We start from the raw sequence: 16,274 nt of genomic DNA on the forward strand, positions 1-16,274 counted from the left end.
CGTGGCCCGCGCCTGAAGGGCCCTTTCGACCAGCTCGCCCGGCTCGGGCGGGAGACACTCACACCGTGTAGTGCACTCCAGCCACGGCCACGGCCACATCCCCCGAAAACACCGGACGTGCCTCCGCCATGACGGTGGTCTGGGACGTCCATACCGGAATGTGCGTCAGCAACAGGCGGCGGGCACCAGCCGCAGCAGCTGCCTCTCCGGCACGCTTTCCCGTCAGATGCACATCCTTGACGGCGTCGTCGCGTCCTTCTTCAAACGCGGCCTCGCAGAGGAAGAGATCCGCGTCCTTCGCCGCCTCTTCCAGCCCGCTGCACGAATCGGTATCCCCGGAGTAGGTGAGGACCCTTGTTACAGGACCCCCTTCCCGGGACGGTTCCGTCACCTCCACCCGCAAGGCATACGCTTCTTCGACGGGGTGGTTGACGGCGAACGGGGTAACGGTGAAGGGTCCCAGGGCAACCGGTTGGCGTTCAGCCCAGTTGCTGAAGTCGAACTCCTCATGCATGCCCGGATTGAGCTCAAGCCCGTAAGCGGTAGCCATCCTGTCCGCCGTTGCAGCTGGCCCCCACACTGGTATTCGGTCCCGGCCCCAACCGCCCGGCTTCCACCGCACTGCGACATGGAGCCCGCACAGGTCCATGCAGTGGTCCGGGTGCAGGTGGGTCAGGAAGATGGCGTCGATGTCTTCCAGATCCGTGTAACGCTGGATGGCGCCAAGGGCGCCGCTGCCCAGGTCCAGGACTATCTTCCAGGTCCGCTCGCCGTCGTGGGCAGTCAGGAGGTAGCACGACGCCGGCGATCCCGGCCCCGGAAAGGACCCTGTACAGCCCACTATGGTCAGCTTCACGTCGCGGAACCTCCTGCAATGGAGTTTTCCACAAAATTGGAGGTTCGGGGACGAACTCCCCCAGAGCGCGCGGCGGCAATCATTTCCGGAGTGATCCGCGCCAGGCTGCCGGTGGGGTACTGGGCAGCAACATGGGCTACATGCTGCACGCTGAGCACCTCCGGGCCGAGGAAACGCCTGGCAAGGGACTCGAACTGCTCCGCATCGCCCGTCGCAATGAAGTGGTGTTCCGGCGGACTCACGGATTTCCGCTCCAGGCCGCGGGTGGCCAACGCACGGTAGACGTCCTTGGCGGTTTCTTCGGCGCTGGAGACGAGGGTGACGTCGTCGCCCATCACGAAGGAAATCACGCCGGTGAGCAGGGGGTAGTGCGTGCAGCCCAGGACCACAGTGTCCACGCCCGCGGACTTCAGCGGGTCGAGGTATTCGCGGGCGACAGCCAGCAGTTCGGATCCTGTTGTAATCCCGGCCTCCACGTAGCTGACGAAGGCAGGACAGGCCACCGATGTGATCTCCAGGTCCGGAGCTGCTGCGAACGTGTCGTCGTAGGCGCGTGACCCGATTGTTGCCGAGGTTCCGATGACGCCGATCCGCCCGCTCCGCGTTGCGGCCACCGCCCGCCGGACTGCCGGCTGGATGACTTCGATGACAGGGATGCCGTAACGGGCTGTGTACCGTTCGCGTGCATCCCGAAGCACAGCGGCCGACGCCGAGTTGCAGGCGATGGTCAGCAGCTTGACCCCGGAATCCACCAGTTCGTCCATCACGCCCAAGGCGTTGGCGCGCACTTCCGCGATAGGGAGCGGGCCGTACGGGCCGTTGGCGGTATCGCCGACGTAAAGGATGGATTCGTTGGGCAACTGGTCAATGATGGACCGGGCAACGGTCAGTCCCCCGACGCCCGAGTCGAAGACACCTATCGGCCGGGACCCCATATTGCTGGGAGCAGTGGACGAGGTGCTGCTTGTCTGGGATTCCGTTACAGCTCCCGCTGCCGGATCCATGCTCGATGCTGAAGTCATGATTATTCGAGGATAGGGCTTCGCACTGGCTCCGGCCATTAGATGTGTCCCTTGGCTCATGTCTGTTGAGTCACACTAAGCGTTGGCATGGAGACCGGAAGGCCGGACAGTACTGCGGAGCGTGGGGCACCTCCGTGCTGATCAACGCCGCGGGCCGGGTTGGGTGTCCAGCGAATGCACCATCGCCTGTACCAGCGACTCCTGAAGCCACGTGGTGAAGTTGTATACGAGGGCCAGGTAGCTTTCCACGTCTTCAGCCTGGGACCAGTCCTGCATCAGATGGACATGTTCGGCGTCGGCTTCATCCTGGATATCCAGGCGCTCAGCCAGCACCAGCCGGACGTCATTGAGCGCTGTAGACCAATGCCTGGCGTCAGTCTCCGTCAGGGTCAGATCGTCCTTGTCCAGGCCCAGCGAGGCAGCCCGCAGGGCGCCGATCTTGCCTTCTCGGAGCGAGCGTTCCGTGAGCTGCCGGAACTCCAGTGACGCGGCGCCGTCGTCCTTCATGACGTTGGGAAGGAGCCGCCGGACCGCCCTGTCAGTGGGTTCCTGGACCTCCATGTCGAGTCCGATCAGCGCAGAGAGGGGGTCCTGGTTCTCCCGCTCCTCAGGCTCCAGCATGGCGATGACGTCAGCGAAAAGGCTCCGCAGCAGCTCCCGTTCGGCCGGTTCGAGGTAGCCGCTGATTCCCCTGAGCCCGTATTTGAATGCCTTAGCCACGTTTTCCCTTGCCCTTGCCGGAGGTGCCGTCCTTGCCGCCGCTGGTGGCTTTCTCCACCGTGGCCCACAGTCCATAGCCGTGCATTGCGACGGCGTGCTGCTCCACCTGTTCCTTGCTGCCGTGGGCCACGATGGAGCGGCCCTTCTTGTGGACTTCCATCATGAGCTTGTCCGCCTTGCTCTCCGAATATCCGAAGTAGCTCCGGAAAACGAAGCTGACGTAGCTCATCAGGTTCACCGGATCGTTCCAGATCACGAGGTTCCAGGGGACGTCCGGGGCGGTCAGGGAATCGGCTGACACCACTGTTCCGGTCTGGGTGCTCTCTTTCGTATCGGGGCCGAGCGCAACGCTGAGGGTCATCTGTCCATTCTATGGGGATGCTGGGCCCACGCCGGATGGGCCCACGCTGGCGCGGGCCCCGCGGCGAAGCGAAGCGAGACGTGGGAGCCGGTGGGGACTAGAGTGAATTTGTGAGTACCCCTGCTGGCCGGGACCATCCCCGGACGTCCTTGTACACCGACCATTACGAGCTGACCATGCTCCAGGCCGCTCTGCACTCCGGCGCAGCCCAGCGGAAATGCGTCTTCGAGGCCTTCGCCCGGCGCCTCCCCGACGGCCGCCGTTACGGCATTGTTGGCGGTACCGGACGGCTGCTTGAGGGCATAGCCGACTTTCGCTTCGGGCCTGCTGAACTCGATTTCCTGCGCCGCACCCGGATCGTGAACGAGGAGACGCTGGAGTATCTGTCCACGTACAGGTTCTCTGGGGACGTCTGGGGTTATGCGGAGGGCGAAGCGTACTTTCCCTACTCCCCCATCCTGATCATTGAAGCTACCTTCGCTGAAGCGTGCATTCTTGAAACCTATGTCCTGTCAGTGCTCAACCATGACAGCGCCATCGCCTCTGCGGCCTCCCGAATGGTCACGGCTGCCGGAAACCGTCCATGCATCGAAATGGGTTCCCGCCGCACCCAGGAGGAATCCGCTGCAGCGGCCGCCCGTGCCGCCGTCGTCGCCGGCTTCGCCAGCACCTCAAACTTGGAGGCAGGCCTCCGGTACGGGATCAAAACTGTCGGCACCGCCGCCCATTCGTTCACCCTGCTCCATGACACGGAGCGGCAGGCGTTCGAGGCGCAGATCGCCTCGATGGGCCCCGGCACCTCCCTGCTTGTGGATACGTACGACGTCGAAGCGGGCGTCCGAACCGCCGTCGAGCTTGCGGGGCCCTCCTTGGGCGCCGTCCGCCTGGACTCCGGCGACCTGATAGCGCAGGCCCAGTGGGTCAGGCAGCTCCTGGACGACCTCGGCAACCACAACACCAAAATTGTGGTTACCTCGGACCTGGACGAGTACGCCATCGCGGCGCTGCAGTCCGCACCCGTGGATTCCTACGGTGTCGGAACATCTTTGGTCACAGGCTCGGGCGCTCCAACCGCAAGCATGGTCTACAAACTGGTGAGCCGGACCGACGACGACGGCAATTTTGTCTCAGTGGCTAAAGCCGCCAAGAACAAGGCGAGCAGGGGAGGGCGGAAATACGCGCTGCGCAGGCTGAATGAGCAGGGCATTGCCTCGCAGGAAATCCTGGGAGTCGGCCAACTCCCCGAGGACGACGGAAATGACCGGATGCTCCTCCAGCAGTTCATCAAGAACGGCGAACTACTGCCTGGCTGGACGGGACCCGAGGGCGTTGTCCGGGCCCGCCAACGGCATATGGATTCAATGGCGGAACTGCCCCCTGTGGTCAACCGCCTGCAGCGTGGCGAACCCGCCATCCCTACTGTTTACGAGGAGGACTGAATGTCCCGTGCCCTGATCATTGTTGATGTGCAGAATGACTTCTGCGAAGGGGGATCCCTTCCGGTGAAGGGCGGTGCAGAGGTTGCAGCGGCCATCAGTGAGTATGTGGATGCCCATCACAACCAGTTCGACCACATCGTGGCCACACAGGACTGGCACATCCAGCCCGGGGACCATTTCGCGGAAGAGCCGGATTTCGTTGACACCTGGCCCCCGCATTGTGTGGCCGGTACCCGCGGTGCTGAACTGCACCCGGACCTCGACACCGAATACATCGACGCCTACTTCCAGAAGGGCCAATACACCGCAGCCTACTCAGGCTTCGAGGGTGTGCTGGCGCCGGAGGACGCTGTTCCTACCGGTGAACGGAAGCCTGGAGGGGCGCCCCTTGTGGAAGACGCCGAAGCATTCGCCGCGGACGAGGACGCCATCGGCCTGGACGATTGGCTGCAGAGCCATGACGTGGAGGATGTCGTCGTCGTTGGGCTCGCCACTGATTACTGCGTGATGGCCACGGCCCTTGACGCTGTCCAGGCGGGCTACTCGGTCACCGTGATGCGTGAACTGACAGCCGGGATCGCTCCTGATCTCGACGATGCCTACGCTGAAATGGAACTGGGCGGCGTCGACCTCGCCTAAGAGCTACTTCCGGCCGATAAACCAATCCTGCAGCTTGCGGAGGCGGCTCTGAAGCTGCTCTTCGTTGGCCTGCGCCACGGGAGGCCCGCCGCACACTGTTCGCAGTTTGGTGTGGACAACGCCGTGCGGTGTACCGGTCCGGGCAGACCAGGCGGCAACGTTCTTGGCCAGCTCGTTCCGCAGATCCATCAGCATGCGGTGGTCCGGAACAGCTGCGGCGGGAGCAGTTGCCTCCGGTGACCTCAGCTTCTTGCGGCTCTGCTGTTCATGCTGGCGCTGCCTCAGCAGCGTTCCCACCTGCTCGGCGTCCAAAAGCCCCGGAATGCCCAGGAAGTCCATCTCGTCCTCGGAACCGACTTCGCCCCCGGTACCGAACTCACCGCCGTCGAACAGCACCCGATCAAAGGATGCCTGGGAATCCAGCGCCTCGAACTTGCCCTTGGTCAGCGAATCTGAGGCTTTCTCCTCGCGGTTCGCCTCATCCATCAGCGAATCTTCCGGGTTGAAGAGGCCATCGCCGTCCTCCTTCTCGGGGCGGTCCAGCGCATGGTCGCGTTCGGCCTCCATGGAGTTGGCAAGCGCCATCAGCTGGGGAACGGATGGCAGGAATACCGACGCCGTTTCGCCGCGCTTCCGCGCGCGGACAAACCTTCCCACAGCCTGGGCAAAAAACAGCGGGGTCGACGTGGATGTTGCGTAGACGCCCACTGAGAGCCGTGGAACGTCCACGCCTTCAGAGACCATCCGGACGGCGACCATCCACCGCTTGTCACTTGCCGTGAATTCCTCAATCTTGCTCGAGGCTTTCGCGTCATCGGAAAGGATCACTGTGGGCGATTCACCGGTGATCTTCTTCAGCTGGCCCGCGTAGGCCCTTGCGTCCTCGTGATCCGTCGCGATGACCAGGCCACCGGCGTCGGGAACTGTACGGCGGACTTCGCTAAGCCGTTTATCTGCCCCGGCCAGCACGGCCGGAATCCATTCCCCTGCCGGGTTCAACGCCGTCCGCCAGGCCTGGGAGGTAACGTCCTTGGTGACGGCGGCTTCACCGAGCGAAGCTGCCATTTCTTCACCAGCGCTGGTACGCCACCGCATCTGTCCGGAGTAGGCCATGAACATGACCGGGCGGACTACGTGGTCGCGGAGAGCGTTTCCGTAACCATATGTATAGTCCGCTTTGGAGCGGCGGATGCCATCCCGGTCTTCGGCGTACTCAACAAAGGGAATAGGGGAAGTGTCGGAGCGGAAGGGGGTCCCTGTGAGCGACAAACGGCGTGCTGCAGGATCAAAGGCCTCCCGCAGGCCGTCGCCCCAGGAGAGCGCCTCGCCGCCGTGGTGGATCTCGTCAAGGATCACCAGAGTGCGGGCGGCTTCCGTTTTTGCCCGGTGCAGCATGGGCTTGCTGGCAACCTGGGCGTAGGTGACGGCAACACCAATGAACCCCCGGCCGTGCTGGCCGTCGGCGTTCTTGAAGTTAGGGTCAATCGCGATCCCCACCTTGGCTGCGGCGTCAGCCCACTGCCGTTTCAGGTGGTCGGTTGGCGCCACGATGGTCACGCGGTTTACAGCACCGGACTCTATAAGCATCGAGGCGACGCGGAGGGCAAAAGTGGTTTTTCCTGCACCCGGGGTTGCTACAGCCAGGAAGTCCTTGGGTTGTGCCGTGAAATACCTGTCCAGGGCTTCCTGCTGCCAGGCCCTGAGTTTCTGGGCGGTTCCCCAGGCGGCCCGCTCCGGGTAGGCGGGAGGCAGGGTGGGTCCGCCAAAGAGCGTCTCGGTCATGCTGCGCCCACGTTCCCCGGGAGGGTACCTCTTGTCAGCGCAACACAAATAACCACAAAAACACCAATCTGTTCCGGATGGACCGGGTCGGAAGAGAACTGCGGACAGTTCTCCCGTATCAAAGGTAGCAATCGCCTGACGGGCGCAGCGGGATGACAGGCCAGGCGCAAGGGAATTAAGTGCCGGGAATCAGAACGAGTCCAGCCAGGCTTCGGCAGTCACCTGCGTCTGAAACCAGACGTAGATGACGGCCGGCGCCTCTCAGCCGTGCGTCAAGTAGCCGGCTTGCTCACGGTTCCAGAGCACCCGGCTGGACGACATCCGGGCATTTCAGCCCGCGATTCTACTTCTTGTCGCCCGAGCCCTTGCCGCCGTCATTGCCGGGGCGAAGGCCGTCGTAGACCTCTTTGCACATGGGGCAAACCGGAAACTTCTGGGGATCGCGGCCTGGGGTCCACACCTTGCCGCAGAGTGCGATCACGGGCTCGCCGGAAAGGGCGGACTCCATGATCTTTTCCTTGCGGACGTAGTGCGAGAACCGCTCCCGGTCACCCGGTTCCACTTCCTGGCGGAGTTCTTCGCGCTCAATGGTGGCGGTGGAGCCCCCGGCTCCGGAGAGCTCGCGCATCGGGTCGTTTTCGAAGGGATCCGTCGTGCTTGTCATGCCATCCATCTTAGCGTCCGGAGCAGACAGTAACGCGACCGGCATCGGTGGCCGACGGCGGAACGGTCCCTCGCCGTCGGCGGCAGCCTGGCAACCCTTGGGGCTATAAACCCTGCCAGGCAGGCTTGTTGTCATAACTGTGGCGGTAGTAGTCAGCCAGTTTGAGGGAGGATGCTGCGGCTTCATCAATGAGGACGGTGGCGTGCGGATGCATCTGCAGGACCGATGCCGCACAGATAGCGGACACGGGGCCCTCGACGAAGTTATGGACCGCCTGCGCCTTTTGGGCACCCGTTGCCACCAGGATCACATGCCGCGCTTCCATGATCGTGCCAAGGCCCTGCGTGATGACGTGGTGCGGTACGTCATTCACGCTGCCAAAAAAGCGCGCATTATCGCGGCGTGTCTGCTCAATGAGCGTCTTGATCCTCGTCCTGGAAGCGAGGGATGATCCGGGCTCGTTGAATCCTATGTGACCGTCTGTCCCCACGCCCAGTATCTGCAGGTCAACTCCCCCGGCCTCCTTGATTGCATTTTCATAGGCCTCACAAGCAGCCGGGATGTCCTCTGCCGCACCATCAGGAGTGTGCACGTTGGCCTCAGAGATGTTCACCCTGTCCGTAAATTCACGCCGAATGACTTCGCGGTAGGACTGCTCATGACCGGGTTCCAAGCCAACGTACTCATCCAGGGCGAACCCTTGGGCCTTGCTGAAATCCAGTCCGTTCCGGTCATGCCGCCGTGCCAGCTCGTCATAGATGGGCAAGGGCGAGGAGCCTGTGGCCAGCCCCAGGACCGCATCAGGCTTCCGCAGGAGCAGCGCCTCAATGGCATCAGCTGCCAAAGATGCTATCCGTGCAGTCCCGGACAGGATTACAACTTCCAAAATCTGCCAGCTTTCTGTTTTCTGCTACCGGTTGACGGAAAGTTGCGCGAGCAGTTCCGGACCGCGGGTGTCGAGCCACTTGCCCCCGAGCCGGACCCCGGTCCCGAACATCACAAGGCCCAGGAGCGGACCTACAGCCAAGTTTATCCAGCCGAACAGCGGCTCCCCGGTGGCAAACTGCAACAGGAGCAACACGCCTTCCGGAGACACGAGCAAAAGCAGCACACCCATACCTCCGAACTGGACCCCCAGAGTCTGTGCCACATTTCCTGGCGGCTTCTTGAACGGGCTGTCACCCGGCAGGGGAACCGCAACGGTGTATCTCGCCGACACCACAGAAGCCAGCCCAAGCCCGGTCAGCAGGATGCCCAGCGAGAAGCCAAGGACTCCTGGCAGCTTGATCCAGTCCTGGGTGACCACGAAGGGAAATATGCTGAAGGCCACCGTGACCGGCAAAGCGAACACCAGGCACGCCGTCGCCCGTCCCAGCCTGTCATCAAGTCCGCGTACACCGCTGGCCAGATGCAGGGCGAAGGCGGTGTTGTCGTAGGAGACGTCAGCAGAGATTGCCCAGGCCAGTATGAAGGCGGTCAGGGGGCCGATCACCGTCAGGACGCCATAGTCGCCGGTCTGGCTTCCCTGGAACAACAGCAGGACCGGTAAAAGGGGAATGACTACCAGCGATCCCGAGTAGCGCGGATCCCTGAGCCAATAAGTCAACGCGCGGGCCGTGACTGCTCCTGCGGGGCTGGCCGGAAGGAGGGAAAACAGGCCAAGATGCCCCCCTTTGCGCCGTGAGCTCCCGGCATAGGGCGGTGAGACCAATGCGCGCTCCAGGAGGACCTTCCAACACCACGTCAGGCCAGCAAGCGACCCTATGGCGATGAGGAGTTTCAGGACCGCCACGCCCGGGTCCCCCGCCGAGACATCGCCGCCGAGTGACCAGGCTGCGCCCAAAGGCGTCCACGACAGAGTGCTGGCGAAGCCAGGGAGAAAATCCGCCGACTCAGCTATTCCCCTGGTGACTACAGCCGCGAGCGGGCCGAGCAGGATGAGGGGAATCATAAAAACAAGGGAGCTGGCGTCCTTGAACCGACGGGAAGCAGCAAGGCCGGCGGTTGCCGTGGTAACCACCCGGGAAAGCACAATGCAGGTGAGGACCCCCAGGACGGCGCCGGCCAGGGCAGCGATTGGCTCCAACGGGCCACGCCACCAGGTTCCTACTGTGGAAAGCGCGACAACGGCTGTGGCCAGACCAGGAATTCCGATCAAGCCGCCAAGAGCGAGCCCGGCCAGCAATTTGGGCATGGGCACGCTGAAGGTTGTGAATCGTGCAGGATCCAGCGTCATGTCGACGGCGGAAGCCACCACCGGGATAACGGCCCACCCCAGGACAGCGGTGGCTCCACCCAGAACAACGAATGTTTGTGCCAGCTCCACCTCTGCAGAGCGCAGCAGGATCAGGGCGACGGCGCAGATTCCGGCGGTTCCTAAAGCGTACAAGCCGCCAATGGCAAGGCCAATAAGTTGCCATGGGCTCCGCCGGAAACTGTTGCGGAGCAGCGTCAGCTTTAGCCTTAGAAGGTGCGCAACCATTCCAGCCCCTCCGTCTTGCTGCGGCCGCCCACCAGTTGGACGAAACGGTCTTCCAGGCTGGCTCCGGCACGCACTTCATCAATGGTGCCGGCGGCAAGCAGGCGGCCCGCCGCAACAACGGCCACATGGTCACACATCCGCTGCACGAGGTCCATCACATGGCTCGACACAATCACGGTCCCGCCGGAAGCGACGTAACGGTCAAGGATGTCACGTATGTTGGCAGCCGAGATGGGGTCCACGGATTCGGAAGGCTCATCCAGCACAAGAACGCGGGGCGCGTGAATCAAGGCCGAGGCGAGGGCTATCTTCTTCGTCATACCTGCCGAATAATCCACCACCAGTGTTCCTGCGTCCTGGGTGAGGTCCAACGCTTCCAACAGCTCCCGGACACGCGAGGAAACCACAGCCCGATCCATCCCCCGCAGGAGACCGGCATATGTGACCAGCTGTTCCCCGGTCAGCCTGTCGAACAGGCGTACTCCGTCAGGCAGGATTCCCATCAGCCTCTTTGCCTCCAGCGGATGCGCCCACACATCCACACCCTGCACCACAGCAGTTCCGAAGTCCGGGCGCAGGAGCCCGGTGGCCATCGACAACATGGTGGTCTTACCCGCCCCGTTGGGACCGACTATCCCGAAAAAGGAACCGGACGGCACATCAAGGCTGATTCCGTCGACGGCGATCTTGCCTCCGAACCTTTTCGCTATCCCTCGCAGGGACAGAGCCGGTACGGATGGCGGCAGGCTTGGCTGGTCCGGCAGAGGAAGAGTCATGATTCCACACTATCCGCCGCCTGCCTCCGCCGGACTCGTCCGAAAGGAGGAATCCTGCGGGCAGAGGAATCGTCAGAAAGAGTGACGTGGCCTGGCGCGCTCGTACTGAGGTGGCCAGGAAATGTCGTGCCCCAGTTCGAAGGCCGCCCTGAGCCACCAGTGGGGATCACGCAATGCGGCGCGGGCAATGAAGATCCCGTCCGCCTGCCCGGTAGCTACAGCGTGTTCTGCCTGGCCGGCGGACGTCAAAAGTCCCACGGTTCCCGTGGCGACGTCAGCCTCATGCCGGATACGGGAGGAGAAGCCAGTTTGATATCCCGGTCCCGCCTGGATCTTTTGATGCGCCACAGCGCCGCCGCTTGAGACGTCAACGAGGTCAACACCGCGCTCTGCCGCTTGGCGGGCCAGCCGCACAGCGTGGTCCACCTCCACTCCACCCTCAGCCCAGTCGGAGGCGGAAATGCGGAGCAGCAAAGGCATCGAATCCGGGATAACATCCCGAACGGCATCGATGACTGCGAGCATCAGCCGGTTCCTGCCGTCCTCGCTGCCGCCCCAGGCGTCGGTCCTGTCGTTCACCAAGGGACTTTGAAATTCATGAAGCAGGTAGCCGTGGGCACCGTGAATCTCCACGGTATCGAAGCCTGCATCCACCGCCCGGACCGCGGCCGCGGCGAAATCCCTGATAACACCCTCAATGTCCGCTTCAGTCATTGCAGATGGAGGAGCGTAGCCGTCAAAGGCGCCGGTTCCTGGCCCGACAGTGGCCCAACCGCCGTCGGCCTCCTGCACTGAACCGTTCCGCCCGGAAAAGGGCCAGTATGTGGAGCCCTTGCGTCCGGCGTGGGCCAGCTGCACTCCGATCTTGGCATCAGCTGCGCCATGCAGGTGCACAAACCGGATGATCCGCTCCCACGCCGAGGCCTGCTGATCGTTGTAGAGGCCCGCATCGAGCGGACTGATCCTGCCTATAGGGTTTACCGCCGCAGCTTCCGTGAGAATCAAGGCTGCGCCCCCTGCCGCGAACGAGCCCAGATGCATCAGATGCCAGTCGTTGGGCACCCCTTCGCCGGTTTCAACCCCACAGCTGTACTGGCACATGGGTGAGACCCACCCCCGGTGCTGCAGCGTCATTGAACGCAATGTCAGAGGCGTGAAGAGAACTGAGCCCATCAGAAAAGAACCCTGGCGAGTCCTTGCCGCGCCTTGGCCACCCGCTCATCCGAGGGACCTACAACTTCAAAGAATTCAAGGAGCCGCACCCGGGCAGTCTCGCGCTCAGGACCGAAATTCCTGCCGATAAACGAAACCACGCGGTTCAGCGCATCCTCAATGTGCCCGCCGGCAAGATCCAGATCAGCAACCGCCAACTGTGCCTCAAGATTGTCCGGCTCGTCTGCCGCGAGCTTGCGCAGCGCCTCACCCTCGGGAACCGACAGCGCCTGCAAACGGCCCATCAGCTCAACCTGGGCCAGCCCGGCCTTGGCCTCCAGATCCGAGGGCATTTCTGCCAGTGCCTTCCGGTACGCAGCTGCCGCGGCAGCAAAGTCGCCGGCTTCGATGGCGTCGAACGCTTCCTGGTGCAAAGGCGGAAGCGGGGCTGGCTCTGGTTCCCCGGCTGGTTCTTCGGAACCGCCGATCCTGCCGTTTACCCCGTTGGCCGCTGCAACCTTCAGCAGCTCGTCCAACAGGCTTCGTACCTGCTGTTCATCAGCGCCACCCTGGAAAAGCGGTACGGGTTGGCCCTTCACCACCGCAACAGCCGTGGGGACGGCCTGGACCTGGAAGGCCTGGGCAAGCTGCGGGAACGCCTCAATATCGGCTGTTCCCAGGACCAGCCGGCCGTCATAGCCGTTGATGATTTGTTCCAGGACGTCAAGCATGGCTTCAGAACCCGGCGAATACCCTGCCCACAGTGCGAAAACAACCGGCACCTGGGTGGAAAGCTCAACGAGTTCCTGGAAATTCGCTTCCGTGGCGGCCACACGAAGCGGGCGTCCACCGGCGGGGCGCTCAGCTCCCCCGGCGGAGCCGGGCATGGAACTCTGGGCGGCGGGCGGACCTGAAGGCGATCCTGAGGCAGCGCGCTGCTTCAGGGCGGAAAGATCGACGGCGCCGCGAAGGTTCAGCTGACTGGCAGCGGCCGGAGGGACAGGGCGGGAAGCTGGCGAACTCATAGCTTCCACTCTAGCCACTCCGGCCGTTGCCGGCGTCAACCCGGGATGCTACTTGAAGCTTGCCCCGATGAGTCCACGGGTTGCCGCTACCAGCTTCATGGGGTCCTTGGAACCCGTGGGCGGCACGTACACGGCAACTGACTCAGCAAAGTTCAGGACCATGCCTGATGTGGTTTCCTTGCCGCCAGCCAGGACTGCAGCGTCATCCCCGATGGTCAGCTTGTCGCCGGAGGCCTTGGGCGTTCCGTCAAAGGCGAAGTCGAGGCGGCCCAGCACCAGGGCGCCGCCGTCGGCCGTCCGGAAGACAACTGTCTGCTTCGGGTCAACCTTGTGGGTGAAGGCGAAATTGCCGTTCGGTCCCGACTTCACCGCATCTGCCTGGTAGGCGAGGGTGTCGGCGATGTATGGCGAAGACTGGCCTTCAACAAGCTTGTCCTTGAACGTGGAGTCGTCCTTGGTAAGGCGATCACCCAGACCGGCGAGAGCTTCCTCGCCGCTGTACAGGAGGCCTGACTTGTCACCGGCGGCCAAGGACTCGCTGCCCTCAGTCCCAATGGCCGGGAGCGTGGTTCCCGGCTGCAGCGGTGTGGTGAGCACCAGCTTGTAGTTTTCCCGCGGGCCCGCCTGCACCAGCGTGAGGAGCTGCGGGACCACGTTGCCCTCACCCTGCGTCACCGCGAGTACTGACCGAGGCCAATCGCTCTTACCGGGGACAACTGCCGTGAGCTGTTTCGTGGCACGTACGGGCATGCGGGCCTCATACGATCCCACCTGCGACCGGATCTTGTAATTCTGCCCGCGGACATCCAGCTCGGTTCCAGCGACCCTGCCCCTGAGCTTTTCGACATCCTTCGCGGCGTCGCCTGTGTCAACGGTGCTGGCTACCTGCTCCAGGATCCGGCGGAGCTGCGCGTCCAACAGGACGGGAGCTTCCTCTCCTGCCTCCGGCTCAGCCGGGGCGGAAGAAGCTGCGGAGGGCGATGGAGCCGGCGTCGTGGCTTGGGCGGCAACACCGCTTCCGGCTACCGCAGTGGCAGTGAGCGCGGCAACGATGAAGCCGCCGCGGGCCAAGCCCATCCGGCGAAGACCGCTCATACGCATGGTGGAGTTGACTCGGGTTGTGTTGACAGCGGTTGAGCCAGAGGCGCTTCCGCGGTCTGCAGACGTGGAGTCGTGGTCCGGGTGGGTGCTGTCAATGCCGCCCGTTCCACCTGTGCGCCTGTTCCTGCCGCGCTTGGGCTTGAACATCAGCAATGCAAGGCCCGCCAGCATGATCAGCGCACCCAGGACCATAAAGGGCACTGCCCAGGGAGTTGAAGTGTCGTTGTCGAACGTCATGGAAATGGACGACGGCGCCGGCTTTGTACCGTCAGAAGCGAGCAACAGGCTCCATTCGCCGTCGGCAGGTGCATTCCAGGTGTAGTTGAGGTCGCCACTGGCGTTCTCCGTGGACACCCAGAGATCCGAACCGGCGGGCGTCGGTGACGTGGCTTCACCGTCAGTGTGTGTCACCTGCAGTGACTTGCTGTCCTCGGACACACCCGAGACAGTGTTGTGGGCGGTTTTTCCGACCCACGCGCTGACGTCATCGGGGCGGCCCGTGGCCAGCAGGAAGCTGCCTTCGCCCTTGACGCTGATCTTGACCGTTCCTCCGCCGTGTGTGCGCAGCTTTTGGTCTATGACGGTCAGGGGCGCGGCAGCGGAGTCCGAGGGCGCCGTGGCCGTTACGGTCTCGGCCGGGGCCCAGATTGTCTTCTGTCCGATCCCGGCCAGCAACACCAGGAGGCCGAGCAGCACTAGTGCAACTGCAGTCTTGAAACGCAAAGAATCACCTATCATCAGCGGGGGTTTGCTTTCAATAGTAACCGTTTTGTTACCAATCTCTGAGTTTGGGGTTGGGTGCGACGTTCAATCGACGCCCCTCCGCGGCGCTTCACCCGGGCCCCAATGGGCCTGCTGATAGTGTTTGCGATGATCATCACACCGGCGCCGAAGGCGGTGTAACGCATAGAAACATGCACGGAAAAGGGCACAAAAAGCTGTGACTGAACACACGGATTCGTCCCCCTCAGGACAGGAAGATCTCCAGGGATCCGTTGCCCCGGAACCTGTTTCCGTTGAACGGCCCGCAAAGAACCCGCCCCGGGCCGCTTTCCTTGGATCGGTCATCCGGCGGCTGCGCCAGCCACTGCCCGGAGCCCAGCCGCGCGTGCGCTTCGAAATGCCGCCCGAGCACATCGATGACGAACAGCTAAGCGGGGAAGACGCTGAGCGGTTCGGCGCTCCCGGACCACGTATGTCTGCCCAGCATCCCGTCTATGTGGGCTTCATGGGGACCGTTGGCGTCGGGATGGCTTTGCTGGTCTACTGGATCGGATCCAACACGACGCAGCTGCTGCTGTGGATTGTGGCGGCGCTTTTCATCGCCCTGGGACTGGATCCGGTGGTGCGCTGGCTTGAGGGCCGAAAGTTGCCCCGGCCTGTGGGTATCCTCGTTGCCGTTGCCGTCCTGGCCTCGGCCGTCGCCGGTTTTTTCGCCACACTGATCCCCACCATCGTTGAGCAGGTCACTGAGATTGTTGAGCAGGCGCCGGTCTGGGTCCGTGACTTCATCAACTCCGATCTGTTCCGCACGCTCGATGACCAGTTTGGCGTACGGGACCGGATCACCGAGGAACTGGAAAAGTTCGTCAATGATCCCGCAGCAATGGGCGGCATTTTCGGCGGAGTTCTTGGCTTCGGATCCACCGTGGCCAACGGCCTGTTCGGCACCCTGATTGTCCTCGTACTGAGTCTCTACTTCCTGGCGGCCCTGCCGAACATGAAGAAGTGGGCCTATCGGCTGGCGCCTCGGTCGCGCCGCGCCAGGGTGGAAGCACTCTCGGAGGAAATCACGGGGTCGGTCGGCAACTATGTCATCGGCCAGGCGGCGGTTGCCGGACTCAACGCAACCTTCGCCTTCATTGTGATGTCGGTGCTTGGCATTCCGTTCGCAGTACTGCTGACTTTTGTGGTGGCCCTGCTCGCCTTCATTCCGCTGGTGGGCGGGCTCATTGCGGGAATCCTCGTAACACTGATTGCCCTCACGGCCGGTTGGCAAACCGCGCTCGGCTATGCGATCTGCTACTTCGCTTACCTGCAGTTCGAGGCCTATTTCATCTCCCCGCGGATCATGCAGAAGGCTGTTGCCGTGCCGGGCGCCGTTGCCGTCATCTCAGTCATTGCCGGCGGCAGCCTGCTGGGCGTCCTTGGCGCCCTGATCGCCATTCCGACTGCGGCGGCCATCATGCTGCTGGTCCGCGAGATCTTCATCGTCCGCCAGGACAAGCATTAGGGAACGGCAAACACTAAGCGCA

At 63.0% G+C, this 16,274-nt stretch carries 15 protein-coding genes; 3 read left to right on the top strand and 12 right to left on the bottom strand.

Annotation, left to right across the window (positions count from 1 at the left end; translation table 11 throughout):
- Positions 1-58: 58 nt before the first annotated feature.
- The 4 genes from M1D88_RS13395 to clpS all read right to left on the bottom strand — a co-directional run bounded on the left by M1D88_RS13395 (position 59) and on the right by clpS (position 2,959).
- Entirely contained in the window at positions 59-856 is a 798-nt protein-coding gene (locus M1D88_RS13395; RefSeq protein WP_458111313.1) for an MBL fold metallo-hydrolase, read from the bottom strand.
- A complete protein-coding gene (gene murI / locus M1D88_RS13400; RefSeq protein WP_458111314.1) occupies positions 853-1,878 on the bottom strand; it encodes a glutamate racemase in 1,026 nt (341 codons plus the stop codon). The genes M1D88_RS13395 and murI overlap by 4 nt, the downstream gene beginning before the upstream one ends.
- 141 nt (positions 1,879-2,019) lie before the next feature.
- The gene (locus M1D88_RS13405; protein ID WP_458111315.1) at positions 2,020-2,598 is read right to left on the bottom strand and encodes a DUF2017 domain-containing protein; all 579 of its coding nucleotides are present in this window, start codon (positions 2,596-2,598) and stop codon (positions 2,020-2,022) included.
- A complete protein-coding gene (clpS, locus tag M1D88_RS13410; RefSeq protein ID WP_458111316.1) occupies positions 2,591-2,959 on the bottom strand; it encodes an ATP-dependent Clp protease adapter ClpS in 369 nt (122 codons plus the stop codon). Before clpS ends, M1D88_RS13405 begins: the two co-directional genes overlap by 8 nt.
- A gap of 110 nt (positions 2,960-3,069) precedes the next feature.
- Between clpS and M1D88_RS13415 the strand changes: the two genes are divergently transcribed.
- Positions 3,070-4,398: a nicotinate phosphoribosyltransferase gene (locus tag M1D88_RS13415; protein WP_458111317.1), complete on the top strand. Its 1,329-nt coding sequence runs from the start codon at positions 3,070-3,072 to the stop codon at positions 4,396-4,398.
- Positions 4,399-5,037, top strand: a complete 639-nt coding sequence (locus M1D88_RS13420) for an isochorismatase family protein (RefSeq protein ID WP_458111318.1) — start codon at positions 4,399-4,401, stop codon at positions 5,035-5,037.
- A gap of 3 nt (positions 5,038-5,040) precedes the next feature.
- On the opposite strand, the gene M1D88_RS13425 is transcribed toward M1D88_RS13420, so the two are convergent.
- The 8 genes from M1D88_RS13425 to M1D88_RS13460 form a co-directional block, all read right to left on the bottom strand.
- A complete protein-coding gene (locus tag M1D88_RS13425; protein WP_458111319.1) occupies positions 5,041-6,819 on the bottom strand; it encodes a DEAD/DEAH box helicase in 1,779 nt (592 codons plus the stop codon).
- Between the two features lie 343 nt (positions 6,820-7,162).
- Positions 7,163-7,492 carry a DUF3039 domain-containing protein gene (locus tag M1D88_RS13430; protein ID WP_247042931.1) on the bottom strand — a complete coding sequence of 110 codons (330 nt, stop codon included), beginning with the start codon at positions 7,490-7,492 and terminating at the stop codon, positions 7,163-7,165.
- A 94-nt stretch (positions 7,493-7,586) separates the two neighbouring features.
- The gene (gene nagB, locus M1D88_RS13435; RefSeq protein ID WP_458111320.1) at positions 7,587-8,369 is read right to left on the bottom strand and encodes a glucosamine-6-phosphate deaminase; all 783 of its coding nucleotides are present in this window, start codon (positions 8,367-8,369) and stop codon (positions 7,587-7,589) included.
- Between the two features lie 24 nt (positions 8,370-8,393).
- Positions 8,394-9,965, bottom strand: coding sequence for a transporter (locus tag M1D88_RS13440; protein ID WP_458111321.1), 1,572 nt, complete (start codon positions 9,963-9,965; stop codon positions 8,394-8,396).
- A complete protein-coding gene (locus tag M1D88_RS13445; protein WP_458111322.1) occupies positions 9,947-10,741 on the bottom strand; it encodes an ABC transporter ATP-binding protein in 795 nt (264 codons plus the stop codon). The genes M1D88_RS13440 and M1D88_RS13445 overlap by 19 nt, the downstream gene beginning before the upstream one ends.
- A gap of 72 nt (positions 10,742-10,813) precedes the next feature.
- A complete protein-coding gene (locus M1D88_RS13450; protein ID WP_458111323.1) occupies positions 10,814-11,914 on the bottom strand; it encodes an NADH:flavin oxidoreductase/NADH oxidase in 1,101 nt (366 codons plus the stop codon).
- Positions 11,914-12,918, bottom strand: coding sequence for a co-chaperone YbbN (locus M1D88_RS13455; protein WP_458111324.1), 1,005 nt, complete (start codon positions 12,916-12,918; stop codon positions 11,914-11,916). The genes M1D88_RS13450 and M1D88_RS13455 overlap by 1 nt, the downstream gene beginning before the upstream one ends.
- A gap of 48 nt (positions 12,919-12,966) precedes the next feature.
- The gene (locus M1D88_RS13460; RefSeq protein ID WP_458111325.1) at positions 12,967-14,757 is read right to left on the bottom strand and encodes a hypothetical protein; all 1,791 of its coding nucleotides are present in this window, start codon (positions 14,755-14,757) and stop codon (positions 12,967-12,969) included.
- Between the two features lie 202 nt (positions 14,758-14,959).
- On the opposite strand from M1D88_RS13460, the gene M1D88_RS13465 reads away from it, so the two are divergent.
- Positions 14,960-16,252 (top strand): AI-2E family transporter, encoded by a 1,293-nt coding sequence (locus tag M1D88_RS13465; RefSeq protein ID WP_458111326.1) that lies wholly within the window; start codon positions 14,960-14,962, stop codon positions 16,250-16,252.
- Positions 16,253-16,274: the final 22 nt, after the last annotated feature.

This window comes from Arthrobacter sp. R1-13, assembly GCF_054161475.1.

Excerpts from the sequence above, each read along its gene's own strand:
- M1D88_RS13455 (WP_458111324.1), bottom strand. The coding sequence starts at position 12,918 with ATGAGTTCGCCAGCTTCCCGCCCTGTCCCTCCGGCCGCTGCCAGTCAG.
- M1D88_RS13440 (WP_458111321.1), bottom strand. The coding sequence starts at position 9,965 with ATGGTTGCGCACCTTCTAAGGCTAAAGCTGACGCTGCTCCGCAACAGT.
- M1D88_RS13430 (WP_247042931.1), bottom strand. The coding sequence starts at position 7,492 with ATGGATGGCATGACAAGCACGACGGATCCCTTCGAAAACGACCCGATG.
- M1D88_RS13425 (WP_458111319.1), bottom strand. The coding sequence starts at position 6,819 with ATGACCGAGACGCTCTTTGGCGGACCCACCCTGCCTCCCGCCTACCCG.
- M1D88_RS13445 (WP_458111322.1), bottom strand. The coding sequence starts at position 10,741 with ATGACTCTTCCTCTGCCGGACCAGCCAAGCCTGCCGCCATCCGTACCG.
- murI (WP_458111314.1), bottom strand. The coding sequence starts at position 1,878 with ATGACTTCAGCATCGAGCATGGATCCGGCAGCGGGAGCTGTAACGGAA.
- M1D88_RS13420 (WP_458111318.1), top strand. The coding sequence starts at position 4,399 with ATGTCCCGTGCCCTGATCATTGTTGATGTGCAGAATGACTTCTGCGAA.
- M1D88_RS13450 (WP_458111323.1), bottom strand. The coding sequence starts at position 11,914 with ATGGGCTCAGTTCTCTTCACGCCTCTGACATTGCGTTCAATGACGCTG.
- M1D88_RS13460 (WP_458111325.1), bottom strand. The coding sequence starts at position 14,757 with ATGATAGGTGATTCTTTGCGTTTCAAGACTGCAGTTGCACTAGTGCTG.
- clpS (WP_458111316.1), bottom strand. The coding sequence starts at position 2,959 with ATGACCCTCAGCGTTGCGCTCGGCCCCGATACGAAAGAGAGCACCCAG.